The organism is Microvirga sp. P4_A5 (assembly GCF_056402495.1).
Window position 1 is genome coordinate 1 of sequence record NZ_JBFUHH010000035.1, and the last position, 22,093, is coordinate 22,093.

21 protein-coding genes are annotated in these 22,093 nt (G+C 63.7%); 8 read left to right on the top strand and 13 right to left on the bottom strand.

The features are described from left to right. Nucleotides 1-277: 277 nt before the first annotated feature. Nucleotides 278-676, top strand: coding sequence for an MAPEG family protein (locus AC1DVM_RS11510; RefSeq protein ID WP_477254568.1), 399 nt, complete (start codon nucleotides 278-280; stop codon nucleotides 674-676). A gap of 12 nt (nucleotides 677-688) precedes the next feature. Here the strand turns inward: AC1DVM_RS11510 and AC1DVM_RS11515 are convergent, their stop codons facing one another. Next, a complete protein-coding gene (locus AC1DVM_RS11515; protein ID WP_477254569.1) occupies nucleotides 689-1,309 on the bottom strand; it encodes a pentapeptide repeat-containing protein in 621 nt (206 codons plus the stop codon). A gap of 534 nt (nucleotides 1,310-1,843) precedes the next feature. Between AC1DVM_RS11515 and AC1DVM_RS11520 the strand changes: the two genes are divergently transcribed. From AC1DVM_RS11520 to AC1DVM_RS11530, 3 genes are all read left to right on the top strand, one after another. Next, nucleotides 1,844-2,572: an outer membrane protein gene (locus tag AC1DVM_RS11520; RefSeq protein ID WP_477254570.1), complete on the top strand. Its 729-nt coding sequence runs from the start codon at nucleotides 1,844-1,846 to the stop codon at nucleotides 2,570-2,572. A 130-nt stretch (nucleotides 2,573-2,702) separates the two neighbouring features. Then, complete coding sequence (locus tag AC1DVM_RS11525; protein ID WP_477254571.1) at nucleotides 2,703-2,984, top strand: hypothetical protein; 282 nt, start codon at nucleotides 2,703-2,705, stop codon at nucleotides 2,982-2,984. A gap of 200 nt (nucleotides 2,985-3,184) precedes the next feature. Then, nucleotides 3,185-3,847 carry a Crp/Fnr family transcriptional regulator gene (locus tag AC1DVM_RS11530; RefSeq protein WP_477254572.1) on the top strand — a complete coding sequence of 221 codons (663 nt, stop codon included), beginning with the start codon at nucleotides 3,185-3,187 and terminating at the stop codon, nucleotides 3,845-3,847. A 66-nt stretch (nucleotides 3,848-3,913) separates the two neighbouring features. On the opposite strand, the gene AC1DVM_RS11535 is transcribed toward AC1DVM_RS11530, so the two are convergent. Together AC1DVM_RS11535 and AC1DVM_RS11540 are read right to left on the bottom strand one after the other, a co-directional pair. Further along, complete coding sequence (locus AC1DVM_RS11535; RefSeq protein ID WP_477254573.1) at nucleotides 3,914-4,576, bottom strand: 3-oxoacid CoA-transferase subunit B; 663 nt, start codon at nucleotides 4,574-4,576, stop codon at nucleotides 3,914-3,916. After that, the gene (locus AC1DVM_RS11540; protein ID WP_477254574.1) at nucleotides 4,576-5,313 is read right to left on the bottom strand and encodes a CoA transferase subunit A; all 738 of its coding nucleotides are present in this window, start codon (nucleotides 5,311-5,313) and stop codon (nucleotides 4,576-4,578) included. The genes AC1DVM_RS11535 and AC1DVM_RS11540 overlap by 1 nt, the downstream gene beginning before the upstream one ends. Nucleotides 5,314-5,522: 209 nt before the next feature. Here AC1DVM_RS11540 and AC1DVM_RS11545 point away from each other — a divergent pair, with 209 nt between their 5' ends. Continuing rightward, nucleotides 5,523-7,337, top strand: a complete 1,815-nt coding sequence (locus tag AC1DVM_RS11545; RefSeq protein ID WP_477254575.1) for an AsmA family protein — start codon at nucleotides 5,523-5,525, stop codon at nucleotides 7,335-7,337. On the opposite strand, the gene AC1DVM_RS11550 is transcribed toward AC1DVM_RS11545, so the two are convergent. From AC1DVM_RS11550 to AC1DVM_RS11570, 5 genes are all read right to left on the bottom strand, one after another. After that, complete coding sequence (locus AC1DVM_RS11550) at nucleotides 7,331-8,134, bottom strand: ABC transporter permease (RefSeq protein WP_477254576.1); 804 nt, start codon at nucleotides 8,132-8,134, stop codon at nucleotides 7,331-7,333. The genes AC1DVM_RS11545 and AC1DVM_RS11550 overlap by 7 nt on opposite strands. Then, nucleotides 8,131-9,036, bottom strand: coding sequence for an ABC transporter permease subunit (locus AC1DVM_RS11555; protein WP_477254577.1), 906 nt, complete (start codon nucleotides 9,034-9,036; stop codon nucleotides 8,131-8,133). Before AC1DVM_RS11555 ends, AC1DVM_RS11550 begins: the two co-directional genes overlap by 4 nt. Nucleotides 9,037-9,040: 4 nt before the next feature. Next, nucleotides 9,041-10,171: an ABC transporter ATP-binding protein gene (locus tag AC1DVM_RS11560; protein ID WP_477254578.1), complete on the bottom strand. Its 1,131-nt coding sequence runs from the start codon at nucleotides 10,169-10,171 to the stop codon at nucleotides 9,041-9,043. A gap of 140 nt (nucleotides 10,172-10,311) precedes the next feature. Further along, nucleotides 10,312-11,907, bottom strand: coding sequence for a DHA2 family efflux MFS transporter permease subunit (locus AC1DVM_RS11565; RefSeq protein WP_477254579.1), 1,596 nt, complete (start codon nucleotides 11,905-11,907; stop codon nucleotides 10,312-10,314). 18 nt (nucleotides 11,908-11,925) lie between these two features. Further along, a complete protein-coding gene (locus AC1DVM_RS11570; RefSeq protein ID WP_477254580.1) occupies nucleotides 11,926-13,125 on the bottom strand; it encodes an HlyD family secretion protein in 1,200 nt (399 codons plus the stop codon). Nucleotides 13,126-13,301: 176 nt separating this feature from the next. Between AC1DVM_RS11570 and AC1DVM_RS11575 the strand changes: the two genes are divergently transcribed. Next, the gene (locus AC1DVM_RS11575; RefSeq protein WP_477254601.1) at nucleotides 13,302-13,943 is read left to right on the top strand and encodes a TetR/AcrR family transcriptional regulator; all 642 of its coding nucleotides are present in this window, start codon (nucleotides 13,302-13,304) and stop codon (nucleotides 13,941-13,943) included. Here the strand turns inward: AC1DVM_RS11575 and AC1DVM_RS11580 are convergent. Then, nucleotides 13,940-14,626 (bottom strand): Crp/Fnr family transcriptional regulator, encoded by a 687-nt coding sequence (locus AC1DVM_RS11580; RefSeq protein ID WP_477254581.1) that lies wholly within the window; start codon nucleotides 14,624-14,626, stop codon nucleotides 13,940-13,942. The genes AC1DVM_RS11575 and AC1DVM_RS11580 overlap by 4 nt on opposite strands. A gap of 199 nt (nucleotides 14,627-14,825) precedes the next feature. On the opposite strand from AC1DVM_RS11580, the gene AC1DVM_RS11585 reads away from it, so the two are divergent. Continuing rightward, on the top strand, nucleotides 14,826-16,700 hold the full coding sequence (locus AC1DVM_RS11585) for an ABC-F family ATP-binding cassette domain-containing protein (protein WP_477254582.1): 1,875 nt from the start codon (nucleotides 14,826-14,828) through the stop codon (nucleotides 16,698-16,700). A 26-nt stretch (nucleotides 16,701-16,726) separates the two neighbouring features. On the opposite strand, the gene AC1DVM_RS11590 is transcribed toward AC1DVM_RS11585, so the two are convergent. The 4 genes from AC1DVM_RS11590 to AC1DVM_RS11605 all read right to left on the bottom strand — a co-directional run bounded on the left by AC1DVM_RS11590 (nucleotide 16,727) and on the right by AC1DVM_RS11605 (nucleotide 20,728). Then, nucleotides 16,727-17,086, bottom strand: coding sequence for a hypothetical protein (locus AC1DVM_RS11590; RefSeq protein WP_477254583.1), 360 nt, complete (start codon nucleotides 17,084-17,086; stop codon nucleotides 16,727-16,729). A gap of 7 nt (nucleotides 17,087-17,093) precedes the next feature. Next, nucleotides 17,094-18,653 carry a S10 family peptidase gene (locus AC1DVM_RS11595; protein ID WP_477254584.1) on the bottom strand — a complete coding sequence of 520 codons (1,560 nt, stop codon included), beginning with the start codon at nucleotides 18,651-18,653 and terminating at the stop codon, nucleotides 17,094-17,096. 68 nt (nucleotides 18,654-18,721) lie between these two features. Then, nucleotides 18,722-19,174, bottom strand: coding sequence for a DNA polymerase III subunit chi (locus AC1DVM_RS11600; protein WP_477254585.1), 453 nt, complete (start codon nucleotides 19,172-19,174; stop codon nucleotides 18,722-18,724). Nucleotides 19,175-19,237: 63 nt separating this feature from the next. Continuing rightward, nucleotides 19,238-20,728 (bottom strand): leucyl aminopeptidase, encoded by a 1,491-nt coding sequence (locus AC1DVM_RS11605; RefSeq protein WP_477254586.1) that lies wholly within the window; start codon nucleotides 20,726-20,728, stop codon nucleotides 19,238-19,240. Nucleotides 20,729-20,931: 203 nt separating this feature from the next. On the opposite strand from AC1DVM_RS11605, the gene lptF reads away from it, so the two are divergent. Beyond that, nucleotides 20,932-22,092 carry an LPS export ABC transporter permease LptF gene (lptF, locus tag AC1DVM_RS11610; protein ID WP_477254587.1) on the top strand — a complete coding sequence of 387 codons (1,161 nt, stop codon included), beginning with the start codon at nucleotides 20,932-20,934 and terminating at the stop codon, nucleotides 22,090-22,092. Nucleotide 22,093 lies beyond the last annotated feature (1 nt).

A 22,093-nucleotide genomic window follows, 5' to 3' on the forward strand; every position in this document is an offset into this window, starting at 1 on the left:
GCCGGGGAGACGGGAGTAACGGTTGGAAGGAGGCGTCGTCTGGGAAACGACGTTAGGACAGCTTCTTCAAAAGCTCAACAATAGGGCGAGAAAATGGCCACGAAATTGTGATGCGCGAAACTAAGTTGCAATTCACCGTCGAATAGTCCGACCGAAAAAAGGCTCTGCAACCCGTTGTGCATCGAGGCTGAACTGCCTCTGCGCCGCCGGATGACTTGTCGCGCATTCTCACTACGATGGGAGCACACGCTCTCCAACTCTCCCGGAGCTACCCTCGATGACAACCGAATTGACGCTTCTCGCGTGGGTGCTCGTCCTTGCGCTGTTTCAGATCTCCCTCACCGCGATCCTCAGAACCAGCGAAACCGGGAGCGCCTACAATGCCGGACCGCGGGACGAGGCAGGGCCACCTGTCGGCCGCCTTACGGGGCGTATGCAGCGCGCGCAGAAAAACCTGTTCGAAACTTTGCCGATCTTCGCCGCGGCCGTCCTGATCGCCCATGTGGCCGGACGCGAGGGTGCGCTCACCTGGTGGGGCGCGACGTTGTATTTCTGGGCCCGGATCGTCTACGTGCCGCTTTACGCAGTGGGAATCCCGTATATCCGTTCGCTGGTGTGGCTCTTCGGCCTCGTGGGCATCGTCCTCATCATCGCATCGGTACTCGCGCCGGCGTGAATTCACGCCAGACTAATCGGGCTCGACAGGGCAAGGCCAGGTCTTGGGCGCGGTCAATCCCGCCGGCAGCTTCGTGTTCGCATCGCCGCACGCATGATCGATCTGTGCCTGGGCAAGTCCCTTGACGTCGGCGAGGTTGGCGCCGGCAAATTGGGTCAGGAGGAGATAGGCTCGCGTCAGGTCCACGCCCTTGAGATCGACATGCGCGAGATTGGCCCGCGAGAGATTCGAGAAGCTGAAATTCACCCCCGCCAACTTCGCGTTCGTGAAGATGACCCGCGCCAATTCGGCCCGCGAGAGATCCGCGCCGGTGAGGTCGGCACCCGAGAAATCCGATCGGTTGAGCTCCGACTTGCTCAAGTTGGCGCCGGTGAGATTGGCCTTCGTGAAATCCGAACGGCTCATATCGGCGGYGTGCAGGACCGCCTTCGACAGGTTGGCGTTTACGAAATTGGCGCGCCACCCCACGGCCTTGGTGAAATCCGCCTGGGAGAGGTTGGCGCCTTCGAATCGCGTACGGGTCACCTCCGTCTCGTTGAGTTTCGCGCCTTTCAGCACCGAGCCTGCGAAATCGCTGGCACCGAGCGCTGCCTTGGTAAAGATGCTGCCGGTAAAATCATCGCCTGCCAACATGCGGCGCGCCTTCGAGCAACCGGTCCAGTCGATCCGCGGACCAGGATTGTCCGAGCAACCCGCCCGCGCAGGCTCAACGCTCATCAGCGACAGCGCGGCGATCCCACAGAGAAGAGCGGAATGTCGAGCGGCGGCAGATGATAACGGGCGGCAGATCGCGATCATGCGGTTGCGTCTCCGAAACTCGAGGAAATCACATCATGCAGATGTGGTGCGAATCGCCTCGTCGGGAAGGGCCGCGCCGAAGGAACGGGCGATCAATCAAAAAAAGGCCCCGGCGAATCGCGACGGGGCCAAGGTTTCTCTTCTCTCGCCATTCCCCAGCTGCACTGGAAAAATCGCAAGTCAAAGAGCGCATGCTCCTGCCGTCCGGTCAATTCTACACTGTAACTATCGGTAAACATGATTAAATCTTATTGCTATGTTATTGTATTTCTTTCATATTTTGTTATCGCTGTTGCTAATCCGCCATAGGAAAATCCCGCGCCCTTAGGTAAGTTGAGCTCTCCGAAAGTACCAACAAGGGAAATTCCCATGCGCTCTTCTCTCCTCAGCCTGCTCGCCGGTACGGCAGCCCTGGCTATCGCTGCATCCGCCGCTCAGGCTGCGGACCTGCCGTCGCGCTACGCTCCTCCCCCGATGGTCGCGGCTGTGCCCCTCTTCACCTGGACCGGCTTCTACGTCGGCGTGAACGCCGGTTACGGCTGGAACACCAACGACAACAACAACTACTTCGACCCCGTTTTCGGCTATAGCGGCGGCGGTAGCGACGGCGGCTTCGTCGGCGGTGGCCAGATCGGCTACAACTACCAGATKGGCCAGTTCGTCATCGGTCTCGAGACGGATATCCAGTACGCCGACATCGGCGGCGGACGCGGCTATKTCGGCCAGGGCTTCCTGGGYGACGACAGCAATGACGGCCAGTGGTTCGGYACCGTGCGCGCCCGCGCCGGTTTCGCCATCGACCGCGCTCTCGTGTACGCCACCGGCGGTTTCGCTTACGGCGACATCGGTTCGGGCTCGAGCGTCTATRTCGACGCAGCCGGCAACTACATCTACGGCTCGTCGAACGGCACCAACACCGGTTGGGTCCTCGGCGGCGGTGTCGAATACGCGTTCACCAACAACCTGACCGCCAAGGTCGAAGGTCTGTACGTGAACCTCGACACCAAGAACGACAATTTCGGCGCTTATGCCAACAACAACAACGCCGAGTTCGGCGTGGTTCGCGCTGGCCTGAACTACAAGTTCAGCAGCTACTAAGAGCCGTTTAAGTCTCACGAAAAAGCCCGGTGGAAACACCGGGCTTTTTCTGTTTCCATCCCGTTGCCGCGCAACAACGCTCGTGTTTGCGGCGATTTCGACAAGGTTTGCACAGCAAGGATTCAGAGACATGATTCGCAGGCTGATTACACCATCCGCTCTTATCTTGTTCGGCGTTTCCTTGGCGGGCTGCAACACCAGCGCGCCCGGTGTTCTTCCCCGCACCGACGTTCCTCCGCCCCCGTCTCTCAGTGGCGGCGATTCACGAGGCGGCAAGACGGTTGGCCCGAGCGCTGCCGCGCAGCGCCGCGCGGTCACGGTACCCAGCAGATTGTCGACGCCGGCTCCCCCGTCGAACAACGTCGAGCCGGTCATGACCGGTAAGGGGATCGGCGCCGGCTTCAAGTTCTGAATTCGAAAGCCGAAAGCGCCGACCGCTGGCAGTGAGCTTGCACGCCGCCGGTCTTCATCGCGCGCCTGCCTGCGCACATCCGTCATCCCAAAGAGCTGTTCGTCGAGGATGGCAGGTTGGTGCGCTCGCGCATATCCCGCTGACAGGCGCTTGCGAATGTTATATTCCGCACCGGCATACAGGGTGAACGACAGATGCACATGACCTGGATCGAAGCGATCGGCTGGCTGGCCGCCTGTCTCTCCATTGCCGGCAGCGCGATGAAAACCATCATCCCGCTGCGCTGCATCGGCATCGTCACCAATGTCGTATCGCTGTTCTACGCGTACAACATGGGCCTCTACCCCAGCATGACCGTCAACATGATCCTGCTGCCCCTCAACGGCGTCAGGACGTGGCAGATGTTGCGGCTGATCCAGAAGGTGAGGCTCGCCTCCAAGAGCGATCTCTCGATGGAGTGGCTGAAGCCGTTCATGACGCGCCAAACCGTCAAGGCGGGCGACGTATTGTTCGCGAAAGGCGATTCGGCCAATCACATGTTCTACACGCTCTCCGGCCGCTTTCGCTTGAGGGAGCTAGGGATCGACATCCCCCAGGGCCATGTGGTCGGCGAGATGGGATTCCTGTCGCCGGACAACAGACGCTCCCAGACCCTCGAATGTCTGGAAAGCGGCGAGATGCTCAGCATCACCTATGATCAGGTGCGCCAGCTCTACTTCCAGAACCCCGAATTCGGCTTTTATTTTCTCAGGCTGACGAGCGAACGGCTGTTCGAGAACATGGGCAAGCTCGAGGCGGAGATCGCCCGCCTCCGCAACGCCGCCATAGAGCCCGGCAATATAGAGCGCGCCGTCTCGACCTAGCAGGATATTGAGACCGGCCAGCGAAATCCTATCGAAATGCTGGCCGCTCGCACTTGCAGAGACCCGTCAGGCCGCGCTCGATTCCTTGTCGAGTGCGACGCGGAAATCGGCCCCGGTCTTCGCCTTGATCTCATCGACGGTCACGCCGTCCGCGAGTTCGATCAGGGTCATGCCCGAGCCTCCCTTCTTGTCGATGGAAAAGACACCGAGATCGGTGATCACCAAATCGACGACGCCGGCGCCGGTGAGCGGGAGGTTGCACTCTTTCAAAAGCTTCGGTTCGTCCTTGGCCGTGTGCTCCATGACGACGACGACGCGCTTCACGCCAGCCACCAGGTCCATGGCGCCGCCCATGCCCTTCACCATCTTGCCGGGAATCATCCAGTTGGCGAGGTCGCCGTTCTGCGCCACCTGCATGGCGCCCAGGATCGACAGGTCAATATGCCCGCCACGGATCATGCCGAACGAATCCGCGCTGGAGAAATAGCTGGTGGTCGGCAATTCGGTGATGGTCTGCTTTCCCGCATTGATCAGGTCGGCGTCTTCTTCGCCCTCAAAGGGAAACGGGCCCATGCCAAGCATGCCGTTTTCCGATTGCAACTGCACGCGCATCCCCTTGGGGATGTAGTTCGACACCAGCGTGGGAATGCCGATGCCGAGGTTCACGTAGAAACCGTCACGCAGTTCTTTGGCGGCGCGCGCCGCCATCTGGTCGCGAGTCCAGGCCATCAGATTTCCTCCCCTGCCCCGGCAGCGACGGCCGTGTCGGCGCGCTTGCGGGTCGTGCGTTGTTCGATGTGCTTCACGGGATTCGCCACATGGACGATGCGCTTCACGAAGATGCCCGGCGTGTGGATATGATCGGGTTCGATCTCGCCGGCCCGCACCAGATGCTCGACCTGCGCCACCGTCACCCGCGCGGCGCTCGCCATCATGGGGTTAAAATTGCGGGCGGTCTTCCGGTAGACAAGGTTGCCCTCGGTATCGCCCTTCCAGGCGTGGACGATTGCGATGTCGGCGAACAGCCCGCGCTCCATGATGTAGCGCTCGCCGTCGAATTCGCGCTCTTCCTTGCCCTCGGCGATCAGGGTGCCGACGCCCGTCTTGGTGAAGAATGCCGGAATGCCCGCGCCGCCGGCCCGGATGCGCTCCGCCAGAGTGCCCTGCGGGTTGAATTCGAGCTCGAGCTCCCCGGACAGGAATTGCTGAGCGAACAGCTTGTTCTCACCCACATAGGACGAGATCATCTTCCTGATCTGGCGGGTCTCCAGAAGTCGGCCGAGCCCGACTCCGTCCACGCCGGCATTGTTGGAGATGAATGTCAGATTCTTGGCGCCCGACTCGCGAATCGCCTCGATCAGCAGTTCCGGAATGCCGCAGAGGCCGAATCCGCCCGCCATTATCGACATGCCATCCTTGACCAGCCCGGCCATGGCCGTGGCCGCATTCTTGTAGACCTTATCCATAACAACGTCTCTCCCGAGCCGAAATCCTAGTCACGGCCAGTCGCCTGCACGCCCTTCCGGGTCGATCCGCGCCACCCTGCAACTTGGCCTCAATTTAGACAATCCCTTCCTGTGCATATATGAAAACCCATGACGGCGTCCGACGACCGGCCGCCGCCTCTTTTCTGCCCCCCTTCCCCAGCGGGACCCAAGGTCCGGATTTTTACCGAATGTCGCGTCGTGCCGTGCTGTCGATCGCTGTCGTGTGCCTGTTGCTCCTGGCAGGCGCCGCTTTGCCGTGGACGCTGTCGGCCGGCGGACTCGCGGCCTCGGTCACGTCGCATCTCGAGTCGCAATACGGGCTCGACCTCCGGGTCTCCGGACGAAGCACCTTCGCTGTGCTGCCGAAACCCCGAATCAAGTTCGAACAGATCTCGCTCCGCCAGCCTTCGACATCCCTGACAGCGGAAGGCGGGACCCTTCGGGCCGAGATCGACATCCTGCCGCTGCTTCTGGGACGGGTGTCACTCGGGAGCGTGTCGCTCAGCGACAGCCGCCTCGGCGCCTCCGCGTCGGACCTGCGCTCGCGGGATTGGGCGAGCCTGTTGCGGGACGCCGCCCGGCAGGCCTCCGTCGACCGTCTCGTGATCGCGGGCTCGTCCTTGCGATGGACCGATCGGCCGGAGGATGGGTTGGACAGCATCAATGCGGTCTTCGCCTGGTCGGCGACTGACGACATCCTGAATGTCGCAGGCTCGGCCCTGTTCCGTGGCGAAACCGTGAGTATCGAAGAAGCGACCTTGCAGCCTCTGGCGCTCGCCTCCGGGAGAGCCGGGCGCTTCGCGCTCAACGCCACGCTGCATGCGGCCCAATTCACCGTCGACGGCATCGCGCAGGCGGGCGCCGATCCGCGTTTCAAGGGCAGCAGCCTGCTGAAGGCGACATCCACGCGCGCCTTCACGCGATGGAGCGGCCTCGACCTCCCCTTCGGATCGCTGCTTCGCGCGGTTTCCGTCGAAGGCCTGCTGTCTTTCGACAGGCGGGGCCTGTCCTGGCCCTCCGTCAAGGTGAAACTCGGTAGCGACGCCCTCGAGGGAACCCTCGCGGTGCGGCTCGACGGCGAAAGGCCGCTGATCAGCGGGACGCTCGCGGCGGACGATGTCGATCTGACCGACCTCGTCGCGCCGATCGCGCTCGCCATGACATCTTCGGGGACTTGGAGCGACGACGCGATCGACCTTTCGCGTGCGACCGCCAGCGACCTCGACCTGCGTTTCTCCGCAACCGACGCCCGCCTTGACCGTGTCCGCCTCGGCGACATGGCTGCGAGCGTGCAGGTGCGACCGGGACGCATCGAGGCGTCTCTCGGACGCGGCACATTTCATGAGGGCACCCTCAAGGGCCGCCTGTCGCTCATCTCCGCCGAGGGCGGAACGGAAGTGCGGGCGCAGGGCGCGTTCGACAAGGTGGAGATGGGATCGTTCCTGACGGCGACAGGTCAGGGCCGCTGGATTCAAGGTCCGGGCCAGGGCCAGTTTCAGCTCGAAGGCACGGGCCGCACGCCCGCCGAGGTCGTTCGCCACGCCATGGGCCACGCCAATGTGGCGATCAAGGACGGGGAATTGTTGGGCATCGGTCTGGGCGACGCCATTCGCAGGGTCGAGAAGCGTCCGCTGTCGGCCTCGCTGAACTGGAAAGGCGGCCGCACGCCCTTCGATCAGGCGCAGGTTCAGGTGAACGTCGTCGAGGGCGTCGCGGAAATCGCCGACAGCCAAATGACGGCGCCGGGCTTGGTGACGAGCCTGCGGGGCCGCATTTTCCTTCTCGACCGGGCGCTCGATCTCAAAGCAGGGGTGTCGCCCACGACGGCCGGTCCGAGCCTTGCCCCGTCGATCGTTTTCGATCTGACGGGACGTTGGCAGGATGTGATCGTGACGCCCGATGCCCGGTCGCTCATCCAGCGCTCCGGCGCAGCCAAGCCGCTTTTCGGGCCCATGCAGCCGGTCGCAGGCCCCACCACGCGGCCGCTGGCGACCGCTCAGTGACCCTCGTTCCGCGGGCTTGAAGCGGCTCGCTTGCTCAACACGGTCGCGGTGATGACGCCGAATGTCACCACACCGATCAGGATCGYCGACGCGGCATTGATCTCGGGGGAGAGCCCCAGACGCACCTGCGAGTAGATGCGGATGGGCAGCGTCGTGGCTCCCGGCCCCGTGTTGAAGCTCGCGATGACGAGATCGTCGAGCGACAGGGTGAAGGCTAGGAGAAACCCTGCCAGAACCGATGGGGCGATGAGCGGCAGCGTGACGCTGAAGAATGTGCGCAGCGGCGGAGCGCCGAGATCCATCGCGGCTTCCTCGAGCGAGCGGTCGAGTGTCATCAATCGCGCCTGCACCACCACGGTCACGAAGCACATCGTCAACGTGGTATGCGCCAGCATGACCGTCATGAATCCGCGATCGAGTCCGATAGCGACGAAGAACAGCAGCAGCGACAGACCGGTGATGACCTCCGGCATGACCATCGGCGCATAGATCATGCCGGTGAACAGGGTTCGCCCCGCAAAGCGTCCGTAGCGGGTCAGCGCCAGGGCCGCGAGCGTGCCGAGCACCGTCGCAAGGCTTGCGGAGAAAAGCGCGATGCGCAGGGTCACCCACGCGGCATCCATCAGCGCCTCGTTGCGAAACAACGCCACGTACCATTGCGTCGAGAACCCGCCCCAGACCGTCACCAGACGCGACGCGTTGAACGAATAGACGATGAGCAGCAGGATCGGCAGGTAGAGGAACGCAAATCCGAGCACCAGCGACGTGACGTTGAAGAAAGACAAGCGGCGGGTCACGGGCGGGCCTCGAGACGACGGGCTTCCACGTCGCGATAGATCACGATGGGCACGACCAGAATGAGCAGCAGGAGTATCGCGACGGCGGAAGCGAGCGGCCAATCGCGGTTTGAGAAGAACTCGCTCCACAATTGCCGGCCGATCATCAATGTCTCGGAGCCTCCGAGCAGATCGGGGATGACGAACTCGCCCACCGCCGGAATGAAACACAGGAGAGAGCCGGCGATCACCCCCGGCATGGCGAGCGGCACGGTGACGGTCCAGAATGTCCGCCACGGCGGCGAACCGAGATCGAGCGCCGCCTCGATCAACGTGTCGTCCATCTTTTCGAGCGCCGCGTAGAGCGGCAGCACCATGAAGGGGAGGTAGGCGTAGACGATGCCGATGAACACCGCCGCCTCGGTGTTGAGGATGTGCAGCGGTTCGTCGATCAGTCCCAGCGCCATCAGCCCCTGATTGAGCAACCCCTCGGGCTTGAGGATCGCCACCCAGGCATAGATGCGGATGAGGAAACTCGTCCAGAACGGCAGGATGACGAGCGCCACCAGCAACCCGCGATGCCGTGATGGCGCGCGCGCCATCGCATAGGCGATGGGAAAGCCGACGAGAAGCAACAGCAGAGTGGAGATGCCGGCGATCCGGATCGACGACAGGGTTGCCGACAGATAGAGATCGTCGGCGACGAGCATGGTGAAGTTTTCAAGATCGAGCTGGCTGAAAAAGCCCGTGACGTCGCTCCATTCAAAAACCGGCCGGTAAGGCGGCTGGGCCACCGCCGGGTCCGAGAGGCTGATCTTCAGGACGATCAGGAACGGCGCGAGAAAGAAAATGCCGAGCCACAGGAACGGCAGCGCCGGCACGAGTGCGTCCGCCATTCGTTTGGGAAATGTGCGCGCGATCATCTCCCTATTCCGCCAGAATCACCGCCGCGTCGGGCGCGAACGTGACATAGACCTGCTCGTCCCAGTCGATGGGATTTTCGACGAAGCGCGACCGGTTGGCGCGCGTGACGCGAAGGATCGCACCGGATGCAAGCTTGATGCGATAGACGGTCCAGTCGCCGAGATAGCCGATATCCCAAACCTCGCCGGTGAGGACGTTGGCCGCGTCGGGAGCTGGAGGTTCGCGATGGATCAACATCTTTTCAGGCCGCACCGCGATTGCGACAGCCTGTCCGTCATTCAGAACCTCATCGGCGTCGTCGATGGTGAGCGGCGCCTGCGCGGACGCCGTGTCGATCTGCCAAAGCCCGTTCTGCTGCCCGCGGACGCGGCCTTCGAGGATGTTCACGTCGCCGACGAACTCGGCGATGAAGCGCGTGCGAGGCTGTTCGTAGATCTCGCCCGGCGTCGCGACCTGCACGATGCGGCCGTGATCCATGACGGCGATGCGGTCCGCCATGGTCATCGCCTCTTCCTGATCGTGCGTGACGACCACGAAGGTCATGCCGAGCGAATGCTGGATATCCATCAGCTCGAACTGCGTTTCCTCGCGCAGCTTCTTGTCGAGGGCGCCGAGGGGTTCGTCGAGCAACAGGAGTTTGGGTCGCTTGGCGAGCGCCCGCGCCAGCGCCACGCGCTGCCGCTGCCCACCCGAGAGCTGGCTCGGATAGCGCTTCGCAAGGCGCTCGAGCTGCACCAGCCGCAACATCTCGTCCACCCGCGCGGCGATCTCGGCCTTGGGGAAGCCGTCCTGGCGAAGGCCGAAGCCGATATTCCGCTCGACGCTCATATGCGGGAACAGCGCATAGGACTGGAACATCATGTTGACCGGCCGCCGATAAGGCGGCACGCCTTCGAGGTCCCGGCCGCCGAGCGTGATGGTGCCTTCGCTCGGCTGCTCGAAACCCGCCAGCATCCGCATCAACGTCGTCTTGCCGCAACCGGACGGTCCCAGGAGGCAGAAGAATTCCCGCTCGAAGATGTCGAGCGACAAACCGTCGACCGCCGTTGCGTCGCCGAACCGCTTCGTCACATTTTCAAAACGGATCAGCGGCGTCGCGGCGGGATCCGCCCACGGGGCAAAGGAACGCCGCACTGCCCCCACGGAGGCGGATTGAGGGGAAAGGGTCAAAATTTCGGAAAACCTCGCATGCGCTCTGAAAATCGTTGGCGCAACGTAGGATGATCGGCCCGGGAGAACAATATCCAAAACGCTCCGGGACGATGGATCCGTCTCTAGTGCCCTCCGCCCGCTCCCGGCGCCGCCGCTGCCGGCTTGCGGATGAGCGGGAGCGCGAAAATGAAGGCGACGAAGAGAACGGTCAGGAGCAGGAAAACGTCGGCAAACGCCATGACGAGCGCCTCCTGCCGCAGCATGTTCGACATGGTCTTGAGCGCGGCGGCCGACGCATCGGAACCGAGGCCGAGATATTTCTGCGTCAGATTGTTCAGCGTTTCGACCGCCGTCGCGCTGCCCCAGTCGACGCTTTCCCGCAAGCGCTGAAGATGCAGGTCCCAGCGGTCGTTGAGGATCGTGTTGATGAGCGCGAGACCCACCGCGCCGCCGAGATTGCGCGTGAGATTATAGAGGCCGGCCGCATTCTTGAGTCGCTGCGGCGGCAAGGTGCCGAGCGCGATGTTGTTGATCGGCACCATGCAGATCATCAGCCCGACGCCGCGGAGAATCTGCGGCACGAACAGCTCCCAGAAATCCCAATCCTTCGTCAGTCCGGTCACCATCCACGTGCCGCCGGCGAAGCACAGGAAACCGATTCCCATCATCACACGGGGATCGAGCTTGCGCGACAGGATGCCGGCGACGGGCGCCATCACGAACATGCAGGCACCGGTGACGAACATCGTCTCGCCGATCTGCAACGACGAATAGCCCCGAACGCGCGCGAGATAGATCGGATACAGGTAGGTCAGGCCATAGAGGCCGATGCCCATGACGAAACTGAAGGCCGAGCCGGCGGCGAAATTGCGGTCGGAGAAGGCGCGCAGGTCGACGATGGGATGTTCCGCCTTGAACGCGCGATAGAAGAACGCCGCGGCGGTGGTCACACCCGCGATGGTCAGGAAGAGAACCGCGCGATCCTCGAACCATTCGTTGGTCGGCCCTTCCTCGAGCACGAATTCCAGGCTGCCGAGGAAGATCGCCATGAAGGTCAGCCCGTACCAGTCGAAGGTCTTGAACAGGCTGAAATCGGGCTCGTCGAAATCGACCAGCAGATAGGTCGACACGGTCACGAAAATTCCCGGCACGATGTTGACGAGAAACAGCCAGTGCCAAGAGAAGAGGTCCGTCAGGTAGCCGCCCACCGTGGGCCCGATCGTCGGCGCCAGCGTTGCGACGAGGCCGATGATCGGCGAGATGATCGGCCGTTTGGAAGGCGGAAATATCGTGAAGGCCGACGCGAACACCGTCGGGATCATCCCGCCTCCGATGAAGCCCTGCAGGGCACGCCAGACGATCATTTCCTCGATCGATGTCGAGGTGGCGCACATGATGCTCATGAGCGTGAAACCGCCCGCCGAAATCACGAACATCCACCGTGTCGACAGCATCCGCGACAGGGTGCCCGACAGCGGGATCATGATCACCTCGGCGATGAGGTAGCTCGTCTGCACCCACGAGATCTCGTCGGCCGACGCGGACAATCCGGCCTGAATTTCTGCGAGCGACGCGGAGACGATCTGGATGTCCAGGATCGCCATGAACATGCCGAACACCATGCAGATGAACGCGAATGTGCGGCGACGCTCCTGCGCGGGCGATCGTGCGGACGGCTGCATGGCCGGCGTTCCGGTGATGGCGGCGCTGCCGGCCATGGCTTTGCGGACTTTCGTCTAGCGCTGTGCGRTTTTGGAAGCGTCGGAGGACGTGCGCGTATCGACCTCGACCACCACCGACATACCCGGCCGCAGCAGATCCTGCTGCGCTTCGTCGGTTCTGACTGCGATGCGCACGGGCACGCGCTGGACGATCTTGGTGAAATTGCCCGTCGCATTCTCGGGCGGCAAAAGGCTGAACACGGAACCGGCGGCAGGGGCCACGCTTTCGACGACGCCGCGAATGTCGCGGTCGGGAAATGCGTCCACTTTGAGATGCACGATCTGGCCCGGCTTCACGGCCGCGAGCTGCGTTTCCTTGAAATTCGCATCGACGTGAACGGATGCGAGCGGCACGATGGCAGCAAGCCTCGTTCCGGGCTGGACATAGGCGCCGACTTCCACCGCCTTGTTGCCGACGACGCCATCCACCGGTGCGCGGATTTCCGTGAACGACAGGTCACGGTCGGCCTTCGCAACGGCCGTCTGCAATTCGGACGCCAGGCGCTCCGCCTCGACCTGCTGCGCCGCGAGCACCTCGACTTCGGCACGTGCCGCGACCAGGGAGGCCTGCGCGCTCTTCACATTGGCATTGGCCCGATCGCGGGAGGCCTGGGCGGTCTCGAAGGTGGCCTTGCTGGCGTAATCCGCCTTGGCCAATTGCTGCTGGCGCCCGAAATCGGACGCCGCCTGCTGCGCATCGGCCTGGGCCGCGGCGACCTGCGCTTCGGCCTTGGCGACGGAGGCGTTCTCGGCCTCGATCTGCCGACCGATGCGGACGATGGCGCTTTTTTGTGTTGCGAGCTTGTCGAGGGTCGCCTGCCGCGCCAGGCGAAAATCACCGTCGTCGATGGTTGCGATCAGGTCGCCGGCCTTGACGCTCTGGTTATGCCCGACGGCAAGCGACTTCACGTATCCGGATACCTTCGCCGACAGGATGGTGATGTCGGCCTGCACATAGGCGTCGTCGGTCGAGACCATGAAGCGTCCGGTCTGCCACCAATGGGCGCCCTCATACGCCGCGAAGCCCAGAATCGCCGTCAGCACCGCCAGAACGACGAGGCGCTTGGCGCGGCCGGATTTCGCTTTCGCAGGGGATTCCGAACCCGCCGGGGCGGCGGCGGCCGGGATTCTGACCTCATCGGGCGCAGCGCGGTCATGGGAACGGACGGGAGCTCCCTCCCCAGCGGGCCGCGAATCCTTGTCGTGATATGCCATTTCAGCCTCATGGGTGGCAGCCAGGTCCCAAATGCATGGCTTGCCAAAGGAGTCTGGACGTCCGACTTTCCGACGCCTATATGATGTGACTGAACGGTTCGGTCAATACTTTTCGAGGTCACGAAGTTTCTATGAGCGATCTGAAAGACATCGCGGCGACAGACGTCAAGGGGGCCATGGAGGGTTCCTCTTTCGGCACGCCTGATTGTGGAGAGAGCGCCAAGCGCCGCCAGATCCTGCAGGGTGCCCGCGCGGTGTTTCTCGCCCAGGGCTTCGATGGCGCGAGCATGGGCGAGATCGCCCGCGCGTCCGGCGTCTCCAAGGGAACGCTCTATGTCTATTTCGACAGCAAGGACAAGCTCTTCGAGGAGTTGACGCTGGAGGAGAAGAAGTGCCTCGCGGAAGTTCTGTTCAAGCTCGACCCCGACAATCCGGACGTGCGGGCAGAACTGACCGAGCTTGGCGCGTCCTTCCTGAAATACATGGCCGAGCCCCACCATGTCTCATCGGTGCGGATGGTCATCGGCGCCGCCGAGAAATTTCCCCGCATCGGCCAGACCTTCTACCAGGCGGGTCCGCAGCGGGGCATCGAGCGGCTGAGCGCTTATTTCGCGAGGCAAACGGAGGCCGGACGGCTGTCGATCAGCGATCCCGACATGGCGGCCGGGCACTTCCTCGCCCTGTGTCAGGCCGAGACGATGAAGCGTCTGCTCTTCGCGGTGGACACGAAGCTCGACCCGGCCGAGATCGAAACCAGGGTCCGCGAGGCCCTGCGGGTCTTCTTCCTGGCCTATGGGCCCAACGTCGCTCGGGATTAGGCGTCCTCGCGCATCGCCTCGTCGACCCGGGACCGCAGGATCTCGGGCTTGCATAACACCAGCGCGCCCCGCGTCCGCTCGATCAGGCCTTCGTGGGACATCATGGTGAATTCCCGTGTCACCTGCTCGCGACGGCAACCGATGCGCGACGCGATGATGTGGTGGAAGGGCGGCGGCGTGATGACTCGCTCGTGAACCCGTTCGTGACGGGGCGCCGAGAGACGCAGCAATTCCGAATACAGCCGATGCCGGAGATCGAGCACGGTCTGCTCGACGAAGCGCTCGTTCAGTTCGCGAATGCGCGACGACATCAGGCAGAAGAGGCGCTCGGCAACGGTCTTGTGCGCGAAGACCAGCTCGCGGAAAGCGCTCGCGGGCATGACGCAGGCCTCGCCCCGGGTCAGGGCGCTCACATTGGCCGAACGCTTGATCCCGTCCATGGCCGCGAGTTCGCCGAACAGCTCGCCCGGCCGCAATTCGTCGAGGATGACCTCCTTTCCCGAGGCCGTGCGCATGAGCACCCGGACATCGCCGGACAGCAGGAAATAGACGTCCGACGAGAGGTCGTCGAAATCGACCAGGGTCTCGTCGGCATCGAATCGCCGCCAGTTGCAGCGGGCCTCGAAGGGGGCCAGATCGATGTTCAAGTCCTTGAACAGCAGGGCGTTGGCGAGCCTGGTCATGTGGTCCCCCGGAAATCCCGCAAATTGGGACATGGTTGAAGCTTAACGTCAACTTTTAGAGACGTTATGATGTTACGTAACGACGATCCGTCATGCGGGTTCCAGCCCCGGCGATTTTATTTTTCGAGTCCAATCCGACCTTCGGCCACGCGAACCTGCGCCGCCTTGCCAGCGGCGGTTTCCCTTGCCACAAGGCGCCATGCTTTACGCTAACGACCTCACCTACCGCATCGGCGACCGCGTTCTGTTCGATCGCGCCTCCTTTACCTTGCCGTCCGGTAGCAAGGTCGGGCTGGTGGGCCGCAACGGCGCCGGCAAGACGACGCTGTTCCGCATCATCCAGGGCGAGATCTCACCGGAAAGCGGCGAGGTCACCCTCCCCCGCGGACTGCGGATCGGCGCCGTGGCGCAGGAAGCTCCCGGCGGGCCGGAAAGCCTGATCGAGGTGGTGCTGGCGGCCGACAAGGAGCGCACCGCGCTGATAGCCGAGGCCGAGACCGCCGATGGGTTTCGCCGGGCCGAGATCGAGACGCGGCTGACCGATATCGGCGCCTATTCGGCACCCGCCCGCGCCGCCACCATCCTGCATGGCCTCGGCTTCGATTCCGAAGCCCAGAACCGGCCCTGTTCGTCGTTTTCCGGCGGCTGGCGGATGCGCGTGGCGCTCGCCGCCATCCTGTTCTCGGAACCGGACCTCCTGCTGCTGGACGAGCCGACGAACTACCTCGATCTCGAAGGCACGCTGTGGCTCTACGATTATCTGGGGCGCTATCCGCATACCGTGCTGGTCATCAGCCATGACCGCGAATTGCTCGATACCAGCGTCAGCCACATCCTGCATCTCGACCAGGCGAAGCTGTCGATCTATCGCGGCGGCTACACATCGTTTTCCAAGCAATTCGCTGAGAAACGCGAACTCACCGCGAAAGCCAAGGTCAAGCAGGAGGCGGAGCGCAAGCACCTGCAGGCTTTCGTCGACCGGTTCAAGGCCAAGGCTTCGAAAGCGCGGCAGGCGCAATCGCGCGTGAAGCGGCTCGCCAAGCTCGATCCGATCTCGACCATCGTCGAGGACGACGTTCTTCCCTTCGATCTGCCGAGCCCGGAGCGGATGCTCGCGCCGCCGCTGATCTCCATAGAGAGCGTCGCCGTCGGCTACGGCGACCGCATCATCCTGGACCGGCTCAACCTGACCATCCAGCCGGACGACCGCATCGCGCTGCTCGGCGCCAACGGCAACGGCAAGTCGACGTTCTGCAAGCTCATCGGCGGGCGTCTCGCGCCGCTGAAGGGCGAGGTGCGGCGTCCCGCCAAGATGGATGTGGCGTATTTCGCGCAGCATCAGGTGGACGAACTCAACCCCAATGCCACCGCGTACGACCACGTGGCGGCGCGCATGCCCGACGTACCGGTGGCGAAGGCCCGCGCCCGCGCGGCGCGGTTCGGCTTCGGCGGTTCGAAATCGGAAACCCCAGTATCGAACCTGTCGGGGGGCGAAAAGGCGCGGCTCCTGATGGGGYTGGCGGCGTTCAACGGCCCCAACCTTCTCATCCTCGACGAACCGACCAACCACCTCGACATCGACAGCCGTACGGCGCTGATGGAAGCCATCAACGATTACGAGGGCGCGGTCATCCTCKTCAGCCACGACCGCTTTCTCATCGAGGCCTGCGCCGATCGCCTGTGGATCGTCGGCAGCGGAACCGTGAAGCCGTTCGAGGGCGACATGGACGATTACCGACAGCTCGTGCTGTCCGGCGATCTCGATCCGCAGAAGCCGGACGAGAAGCGCGACACCGTTCCGGTTTCCCGTGTGGACGATCGCCGCGCCGCAGCCGAACGCCGCGTCGCGCTGGCGCCCCTGCGCAAGAAGCTCGACGCCCTGGAATCCCGCCTGGCGAAGCTTGGCGCCGTGATCGAGAAGGTCGATGCGGCGCTCGCGGACGGAAGCGCGTTCCTGAAGGATCCGGCAAAGGCCACCGAGCTGTCGAAAATGCGCGCCGAGGCCGCCGCGACGCTCGAATCCACCGAGGAGGAATGGCTTTCGATCAGCGGCGAGATCGAAGCCGCCGGATAGTGTCGTGGGCCCGCGCGATCGACGCGCTACTTCACGATGCGGTCGAGGCGATTGTTGACGAAGAAATACAATTCGCGGCCGCCGGCTTCCGAATACAGCACCTGCACCTCGCGCGTGCCTTTGCCTTCGCCGACCAGCACATCGGTGGGCGTCTTGCCCTTCAGCCGGACGAGATCGCATTCGCCGATTCCCGCCTCGATGACGGACGCCGTGCCAGCGGCATTGCCGATGCAACGGCCGTCCGACCCGAGGACCGGGCCGTAATCGGGAGCAGCCGGAATCGAAGCCGCCGGCGCCGTGTAGGCGGTGACAGGCACGCGCGACGCGGTGCTGCCGCACGCCGCCAGTGCGAACGTCGCAACGACGACGGTTAATACGACTTTCATTTTGTGTTCAGTCCCCGTTTTGTGTGGCGCGTGCAGTCAACGCATCGTCATAGAGCCGCCGAACGTCGTCCCGGAAGGCGCGGCGGGATGCGTCCCGCGAATAGAACATGTGCCCGCCATCGTAAACCTTCAGCGCCACGCGCCGCTCGGGCCCGAAATCGGGAAGCTGGTTGAGAAGCAGTTGCGTTGCGTAATACGGCGTGACCAGATCGGTGAAACCGTGCGTCACCAGCACCCGCAGCTTGCCGTCGAGGGCCAGAACCTGCCGGAGCTCCGCGACATTCTCCGGCGTATCGCGCCCGGCATCCCATTTCCACCCGCGGCTCACCGCGCCGTTGAGAAGCTCGTAGCGGCCGTCCGGCCTGTAGTTCAGCATGCGGCCCAGATGATCGACCATCGCGCTCGTCAAGGGCGCGGTCATGGCGCTGAGCACCGGATCCTCGAACCGCGACGAATCCGCGTTCGGGTTGGGGTCCGCGCTTGAAATGTCGGTATCGTAGGCGCTCACCACCTGCGCCTCGCTCCGGCGCAGCTCACGCTGAAACGTCCGCGTGTCGATGCGACCCGCGAGCCGCTGCGTCAATGCCGGATCGAGCCCCGTGAATTCGCTGGTGCGTTTGGCGAGACGGTCCACCGCCGGCCTGTCGGTGACGCCGCGCAGGAGATCGACGAGATACTCGCCGGAGGCGTAGCGCTCCGCATCCTGCAGCGCGTCCCGCGAGACCGGACCGCGCCGGGCGAGCGCCGCAGCCGCCATCGAGGGCAGACGGGCCGCATCGACCCAGGGCGCATGGGAAGGCTGTTCGATCCAGTCGAAATCGAGCACCGGCGAGACCAGGACAAGTCCGCTCAGCCCGATGCCCAGATCGCTCTGGAGCTTTTCGGCGACGAGAGGCCCACGGAAACCGCCATAGCTCTCGCCGGCCAGGAATTTCGGCGAGCGGAGGCGGTTCTTTTCCTTCAGCCAGCGCACGATGAAGGCCGAGAGGCCGTCGATATCGCCCTGCACCGAATAGAATCGCTCGCGGACCTGATCGCCCCCGACGACGCGGCCATAGCCGGTGCCCGGCGGATCGATGAAGACGAGGTCGGTAAAATCGAGCCATGTCTCGGCGTTCGGCTGCAGGACGGGCGGCAGCGAGGGGCTGATGCTCGAACCGGCGAGCGGCAGCCGCCAGGGTCCGATCGCCAGAAGGTTGAGATAGGCCGAGGATGCCCCCGGCCCTCCGTTGACCGCAAAGGTCACGGGCCGGTTCGCCGCATCCTCGTCGTCGCGGATATACGCCACGAACCCATACTCGGCCTGCGGAACGCCTTCGGGATTGGTGAGCGCCAGGGCGCCCGCAATCGCCGTCAGCTTGATGGAGCGGCCGGGGAGCTCGATCGTGTGCCGGGTCACGGATTCCGGCGGCAAGCGGCTTTCCGCCTCGGCGCGCGGGCGACGCGCCTCCTGCTGCCGTTCGGCCGGCGGCTGCGCCCGCTGTTCCTCCTGGGCCACGGAAAGCGAGGGAAGCGCGAACGCAAATCCGAGAAAGGCGAGTGCGGGCAGACGAACGAGCGATGTCATCGGCATGATCCTCAGGTCTGCTTCAAAATGGAACGCCGCGAGATACGTTCCCGGTTAGGTCCTTGGTATCACGCCTTGCGCTCCCAGCGGCCGCGTTCGTCCTGCTGCCAATAGGTGGCCTCATGGCCCTGTTCCTTCACGGCGCGCCATTGCTCGCGGGCAATGGCGAGGGCGCGGTCGTCCTCTCCGTCGAACAGGATGGCGACACGTTCGTAGACATCCATGTCCGGCGGCAATTCGGCGCCTTCGACGATGAAACGGATGGCGGCGGCATTGGGGTTGTCGGCGGAGAGCGTGAGCAGGATGGGTTGATCGCTTCCATGGGGCTCGCGATCGGTGCCGTGCGGCAGGAAGCTGTCATCCGCGAACGTCCACAGATGATCGTCGAGCGCCGTCATGCGCTCGTCCGTGGTCGCCTGCACGACGGCGCGCCACCCGCGCTCCCGCGTCTTCTGCAAGAGCGTGGGCAGCACGGCTTCGAGCGGCTGGCGCTGGAGGTGATAGAAGAGAACGTCAGGCATGGGCGGACCTCCGGGCGGAGGCTGTTTTGCCACGCAAGCTCCGCCCCTTTTCCTTCCGGCCAATCACCGCTCGTAATGATCGTGCACGAGACGATCGAGCAACCGCACGCCCCAGCCCGAGGCCCAGCCCTTGTTGGTCTCGCTTTGCGGCGAGCCCATCGCGGTGCCGGCGATGTCGAGATGCGCCCACGGCACATCGTTGACGAAGCGCTGAAGCAGCGCGGCCGCCGTGCTCGACCCGCCGAAGCGGCCAGCGGAGTTCTTCATGTCGGCGAACTTGGACTCGATCATCTTGTCGAATTCGGGTCCGATCGGCATCCGCCAGACGCGCTCGCCGGTTTCCTGACCGGCAGCCGTGAGACGCCCTGCCAGTTCATCGTTGTTCGAGAACAAACCGGCGTATTCCTGCGCCAGCGCCACCAGAATGGCGCCGGTCAGAGTCGCGAGGTTGACGATGAATTTCGGTTTGAAACGATCCTGAACGTACCAGAGCACGTCGGCCAGAACCAGCCGGCCTTCCGCATCGGTATTGATGATTTCGATGGTCTGTCCCGACATGGTGGTGACGATATCGCCCGGACGCTGCGCGTTGCCGTCCGGCATGTTCTCGACGAGGCCGATCGCCGCAACCACATTCGCCTTCGCCTTTCGGCTGGCAAGCGCATGCATGAGGCCGACCACGCAGGCGGCGCCCGCCATGTCGCCCTTCATGTCTTCCATGCCGCTACCGGGCTTGAGAGAGATTCCGCCTGAATCGAACACCACGCCCTTGCCCACGAAGGCGATCGGCTGATCGGAGGCCTTGCCGCCGTTCCAGCGCATGACCGCGACGCGGCTCTCACGCTCCGAGCCCTGCCCCACCGCCAGCAGCGCCCGCATGCCGAGCTTTTCCATCGCTTTCTCGTTGAGGATCTCGACTTCGACGCCCACCTTGGACAAGGCCTCGGCGCGAGACGCGAATTCCTTCGGGCTGAGGACATTGGGCGGCTCGTTGACGAGATCGCGCGCGATGACGATTCCCGCCGCGACCGCCTCGCGGGCCTTGTGAGCCTTCTTGATGGCGGCGGGATCCGCGACCTGCAGAATCAGGTGCGTCGTGCCGACGGGCTCGTTGTCGTCCTTCTTGGTCTTGTAGCGATCGAAGCTGTAGCCTCTGAGGCGTGCTCCGAGCGCGAGATCCGCGATGTTGTCAGGCGTCGGATCAAGGCCCGGGAGATCGACCACCACGGTCGCGGACCGTCCCGCGACCTTTCCGGCGATGATCCCGCCGAGTTGCGCGAAATCGGTCTTCGGTAGATCCTTGTCGCTGCCCAAACCGATCATCACGATGCGGTCGACTGACAGGCTCCCCGGAGCCACGACGGTCATGGCCGATTTGGCTTTTCCCTTGAACCTCTCGGCCGCGGCGGCCTTGGCCAGCAAACCATTGGTTGCCGTGCCGAGGCGCTTTGCCAGGGCTGCGCCGGGCTTGAGGTTCTCGCCGACGAAAATCACGAGATCGCCGCCTTCCCATGCGTCGAATGCACGGAAGTCGATTTTTAAGCTGTCGGCCATACGAATCCTCTTGCCTGTTGGGCCGGCTCCCACCGGCTGCGACGTTTCGGACATACAGTAATTTCTCACCGGGATCACGCATGGCTTTGCCGTGAAAGCGGCGCAATCGCAAGTTCTTGAAGCCCCGTCGCCCTTCCGGGAAACGACGGTCGTCGTGACGGGATCGTCTTGCCTGGGAAGATGTGACGGAGTACCGAGGTCCCATGACACTGATCGAGCGTTATATCCTGAGGATCTCGTTTACGGCCTTCGCCGCGTGCCTCCTCGCGCTCACGGCGGTGATCTGGATCACGCAGGCCTTGCGCGAGCTCGATCTCTTGACCGGCAAGGGCCAGACCATCTTCATCTTCCTGACGGTCACCGGACTTTCCCTACCGGCACTCATCAATGTGATTTCGCCCGTCGCCCTCTTCCTCGCGACGCTCTATGCCCTGAACAAGCTCAATGGCGATTCGGAACTGATCGTGATGAGTGCCGCCGGCATGCCCCCGCAGCGCCTGATGCGGCCGTTTCTCGCGCTCGGCGCCTTCGTGTGCGTCCTCGTGGGCATGATCACCATTTACATCATGCCGGCGAGCTTCCAGGAACTGCGCAACCTCGTGACCAAGATCCGGGCCGATTTCGTCGCCACCATGGCGAAGGAGGGCCAGTTCATCACCCTCGATAACGGCATCACGTTCCATTACCGGGAGCGATCCGGCGACGCGCTCCTGGGAATCTTCATGGAAGATCAGCGGGATAAGAACAAGGTCGTGGTCTATCTCGCGGAGCGTGGCCAGACGGTCGAATCCAACGGGCAGGCCTATCTGGTCCTCGAACAGGGCAGTGTCCAGCGCAAGGAACCGGACAGCAAGGACAGCTCCATCGTGGCGTTCGACCGTTACGCGGTCGACCTCTCGGCCTTCAACCAGGATGGCGGCGAGATCGTCTACAAGCCGCGCGAACGCGGGACGACGCAACTGCTGTTCCCCAACAAGAACGATGCCTTCTACAAGTTTCAGGAGGGCCGCTTCCGCGCCGAGCTGCACGACCGGCTGTCGTCCTGGCTGTATCCCCTGGCCATGATGGCGATCGCGTTCGCGGCTCTCGGTGACCCCCGTACGACCCGGCAGGGGCGCGGCGTCGCGATGGCTGCGGCGGTGGTCGCCGTGGTGGTCCTCCGCGTCGCCGGATTTGCCGCCTCGAGCGCCGTCGTCCGGACGCCGTGGGCTGCCATCGGCGTCTACGGAGCGCCGCTCCTCGCCATCGTGGTCTCGCTGATGCTGATCCTGCAGGGATCGGTCATCCGGAAAGCGCGCGCCCGGCTCGGGGCCTTGGGACGGGCGCTGCTGCCGTCCCGCATGTCCAGACCGCAGAAAGCCTGAT

Excerpts from the sequence above, each read along its gene's own strand:
- AC1DVM_RS11510 (WP_477254568.1), top strand. The coding sequence starts at position 278 with ATGACAACCGAATTGACGCTTCTCGCGTGGGTGCTCGTCCTTGCGCTG.
- AC1DVM_RS11525 (WP_477254571.1), top strand. The coding sequence starts at position 2,703 with ATGATTCGCAGGCTGATTACACCATCCGCTCTTATCTTGTTCGGCGTT.
- AC1DVM_RS11530 (WP_477254572.1), top strand. The coding sequence starts at position 3,185 with ATGACCTGGATCGAAGCGATCGGCTGGCTGGCCGCCTGTCTCTCCATT.
- AC1DVM_RS11535 (WP_477254573.1), bottom strand. The coding sequence starts at position 4,576 with ATGGCCTGGACTCGCGACCAGATGGCGGCGCGCGCCGCCAAAGAACTG.
- AC1DVM_RS11540 (WP_477254574.1), bottom strand. The coding sequence starts at position 5,313 with ATGGATAAGGTCTACAAGAATGCGGCCACGGCCATGGCCGGGCTGGTC.
- AC1DVM_RS11545 (WP_477254575.1), top strand. The coding sequence starts at position 5,523 with ATGTCGCGTCGTGCCGTGCTGTCGATCGCTGTCGTGTGCCTGTTGCTC.
- AC1DVM_RS11555 (WP_477254577.1), bottom strand. The coding sequence starts at position 9,036 with ATGATCGCGCGCACATTTCCCAAACGAATGGCGGACGCACTCGTGCCG.
- AC1DVM_RS11565 (WP_477254579.1), bottom strand. The coding sequence starts at position 11,907 with ATGGCCGGCAGCGCCGCCATCACCGGAACGCCGGCCATGCAGCCGTCC.
- AC1DVM_RS11575 (WP_477254601.1), top strand. The coding sequence starts at position 13,302 with ATGGAGGGTTCCTCTTTCGGCACGCCTGATTGTGGAGAGAGCGCCAAG.
- AC1DVM_RS11580 (WP_477254581.1), bottom strand. The coding sequence starts at position 14,626 with ATGACCAGGCTCGCCAACGCCCTGCTGTTCAAGGACTTGAACATCGAT.
- AC1DVM_RS11590 (WP_477254583.1), bottom strand. The coding sequence starts at position 17,086 with ATGAAAGTCGTATTAACCGTCGTCGTTGCGACGTTCGCACTGGCGGCG.
- AC1DVM_RS11595 (WP_477254584.1), bottom strand. The coding sequence starts at position 18,653 with ATGACATCGCTCGTTCGTCTGCCCGCACTCGCCTTTCTCGGATTTGCG.
- AC1DVM_RS11600 (WP_477254585.1), bottom strand. The coding sequence starts at position 19,174 with ATGCCTGACGTTCTCTTCTATCACCTCCAGCGCCAGCCGCTCGAAGCC.
- AC1DVM_RS11605 (WP_477254586.1), bottom strand. The coding sequence starts at position 20,728 with ATGGCCGACAGCTTAAAAATCGACTTCCGTGCATTCGACGCATGGGAA.
- lptF (WP_477254587.1), top strand. The coding sequence starts at position 20,932 with ATGACACTGATCGAGCGTTATATCCTGAGGATCTCGTTTACGGCCTTC.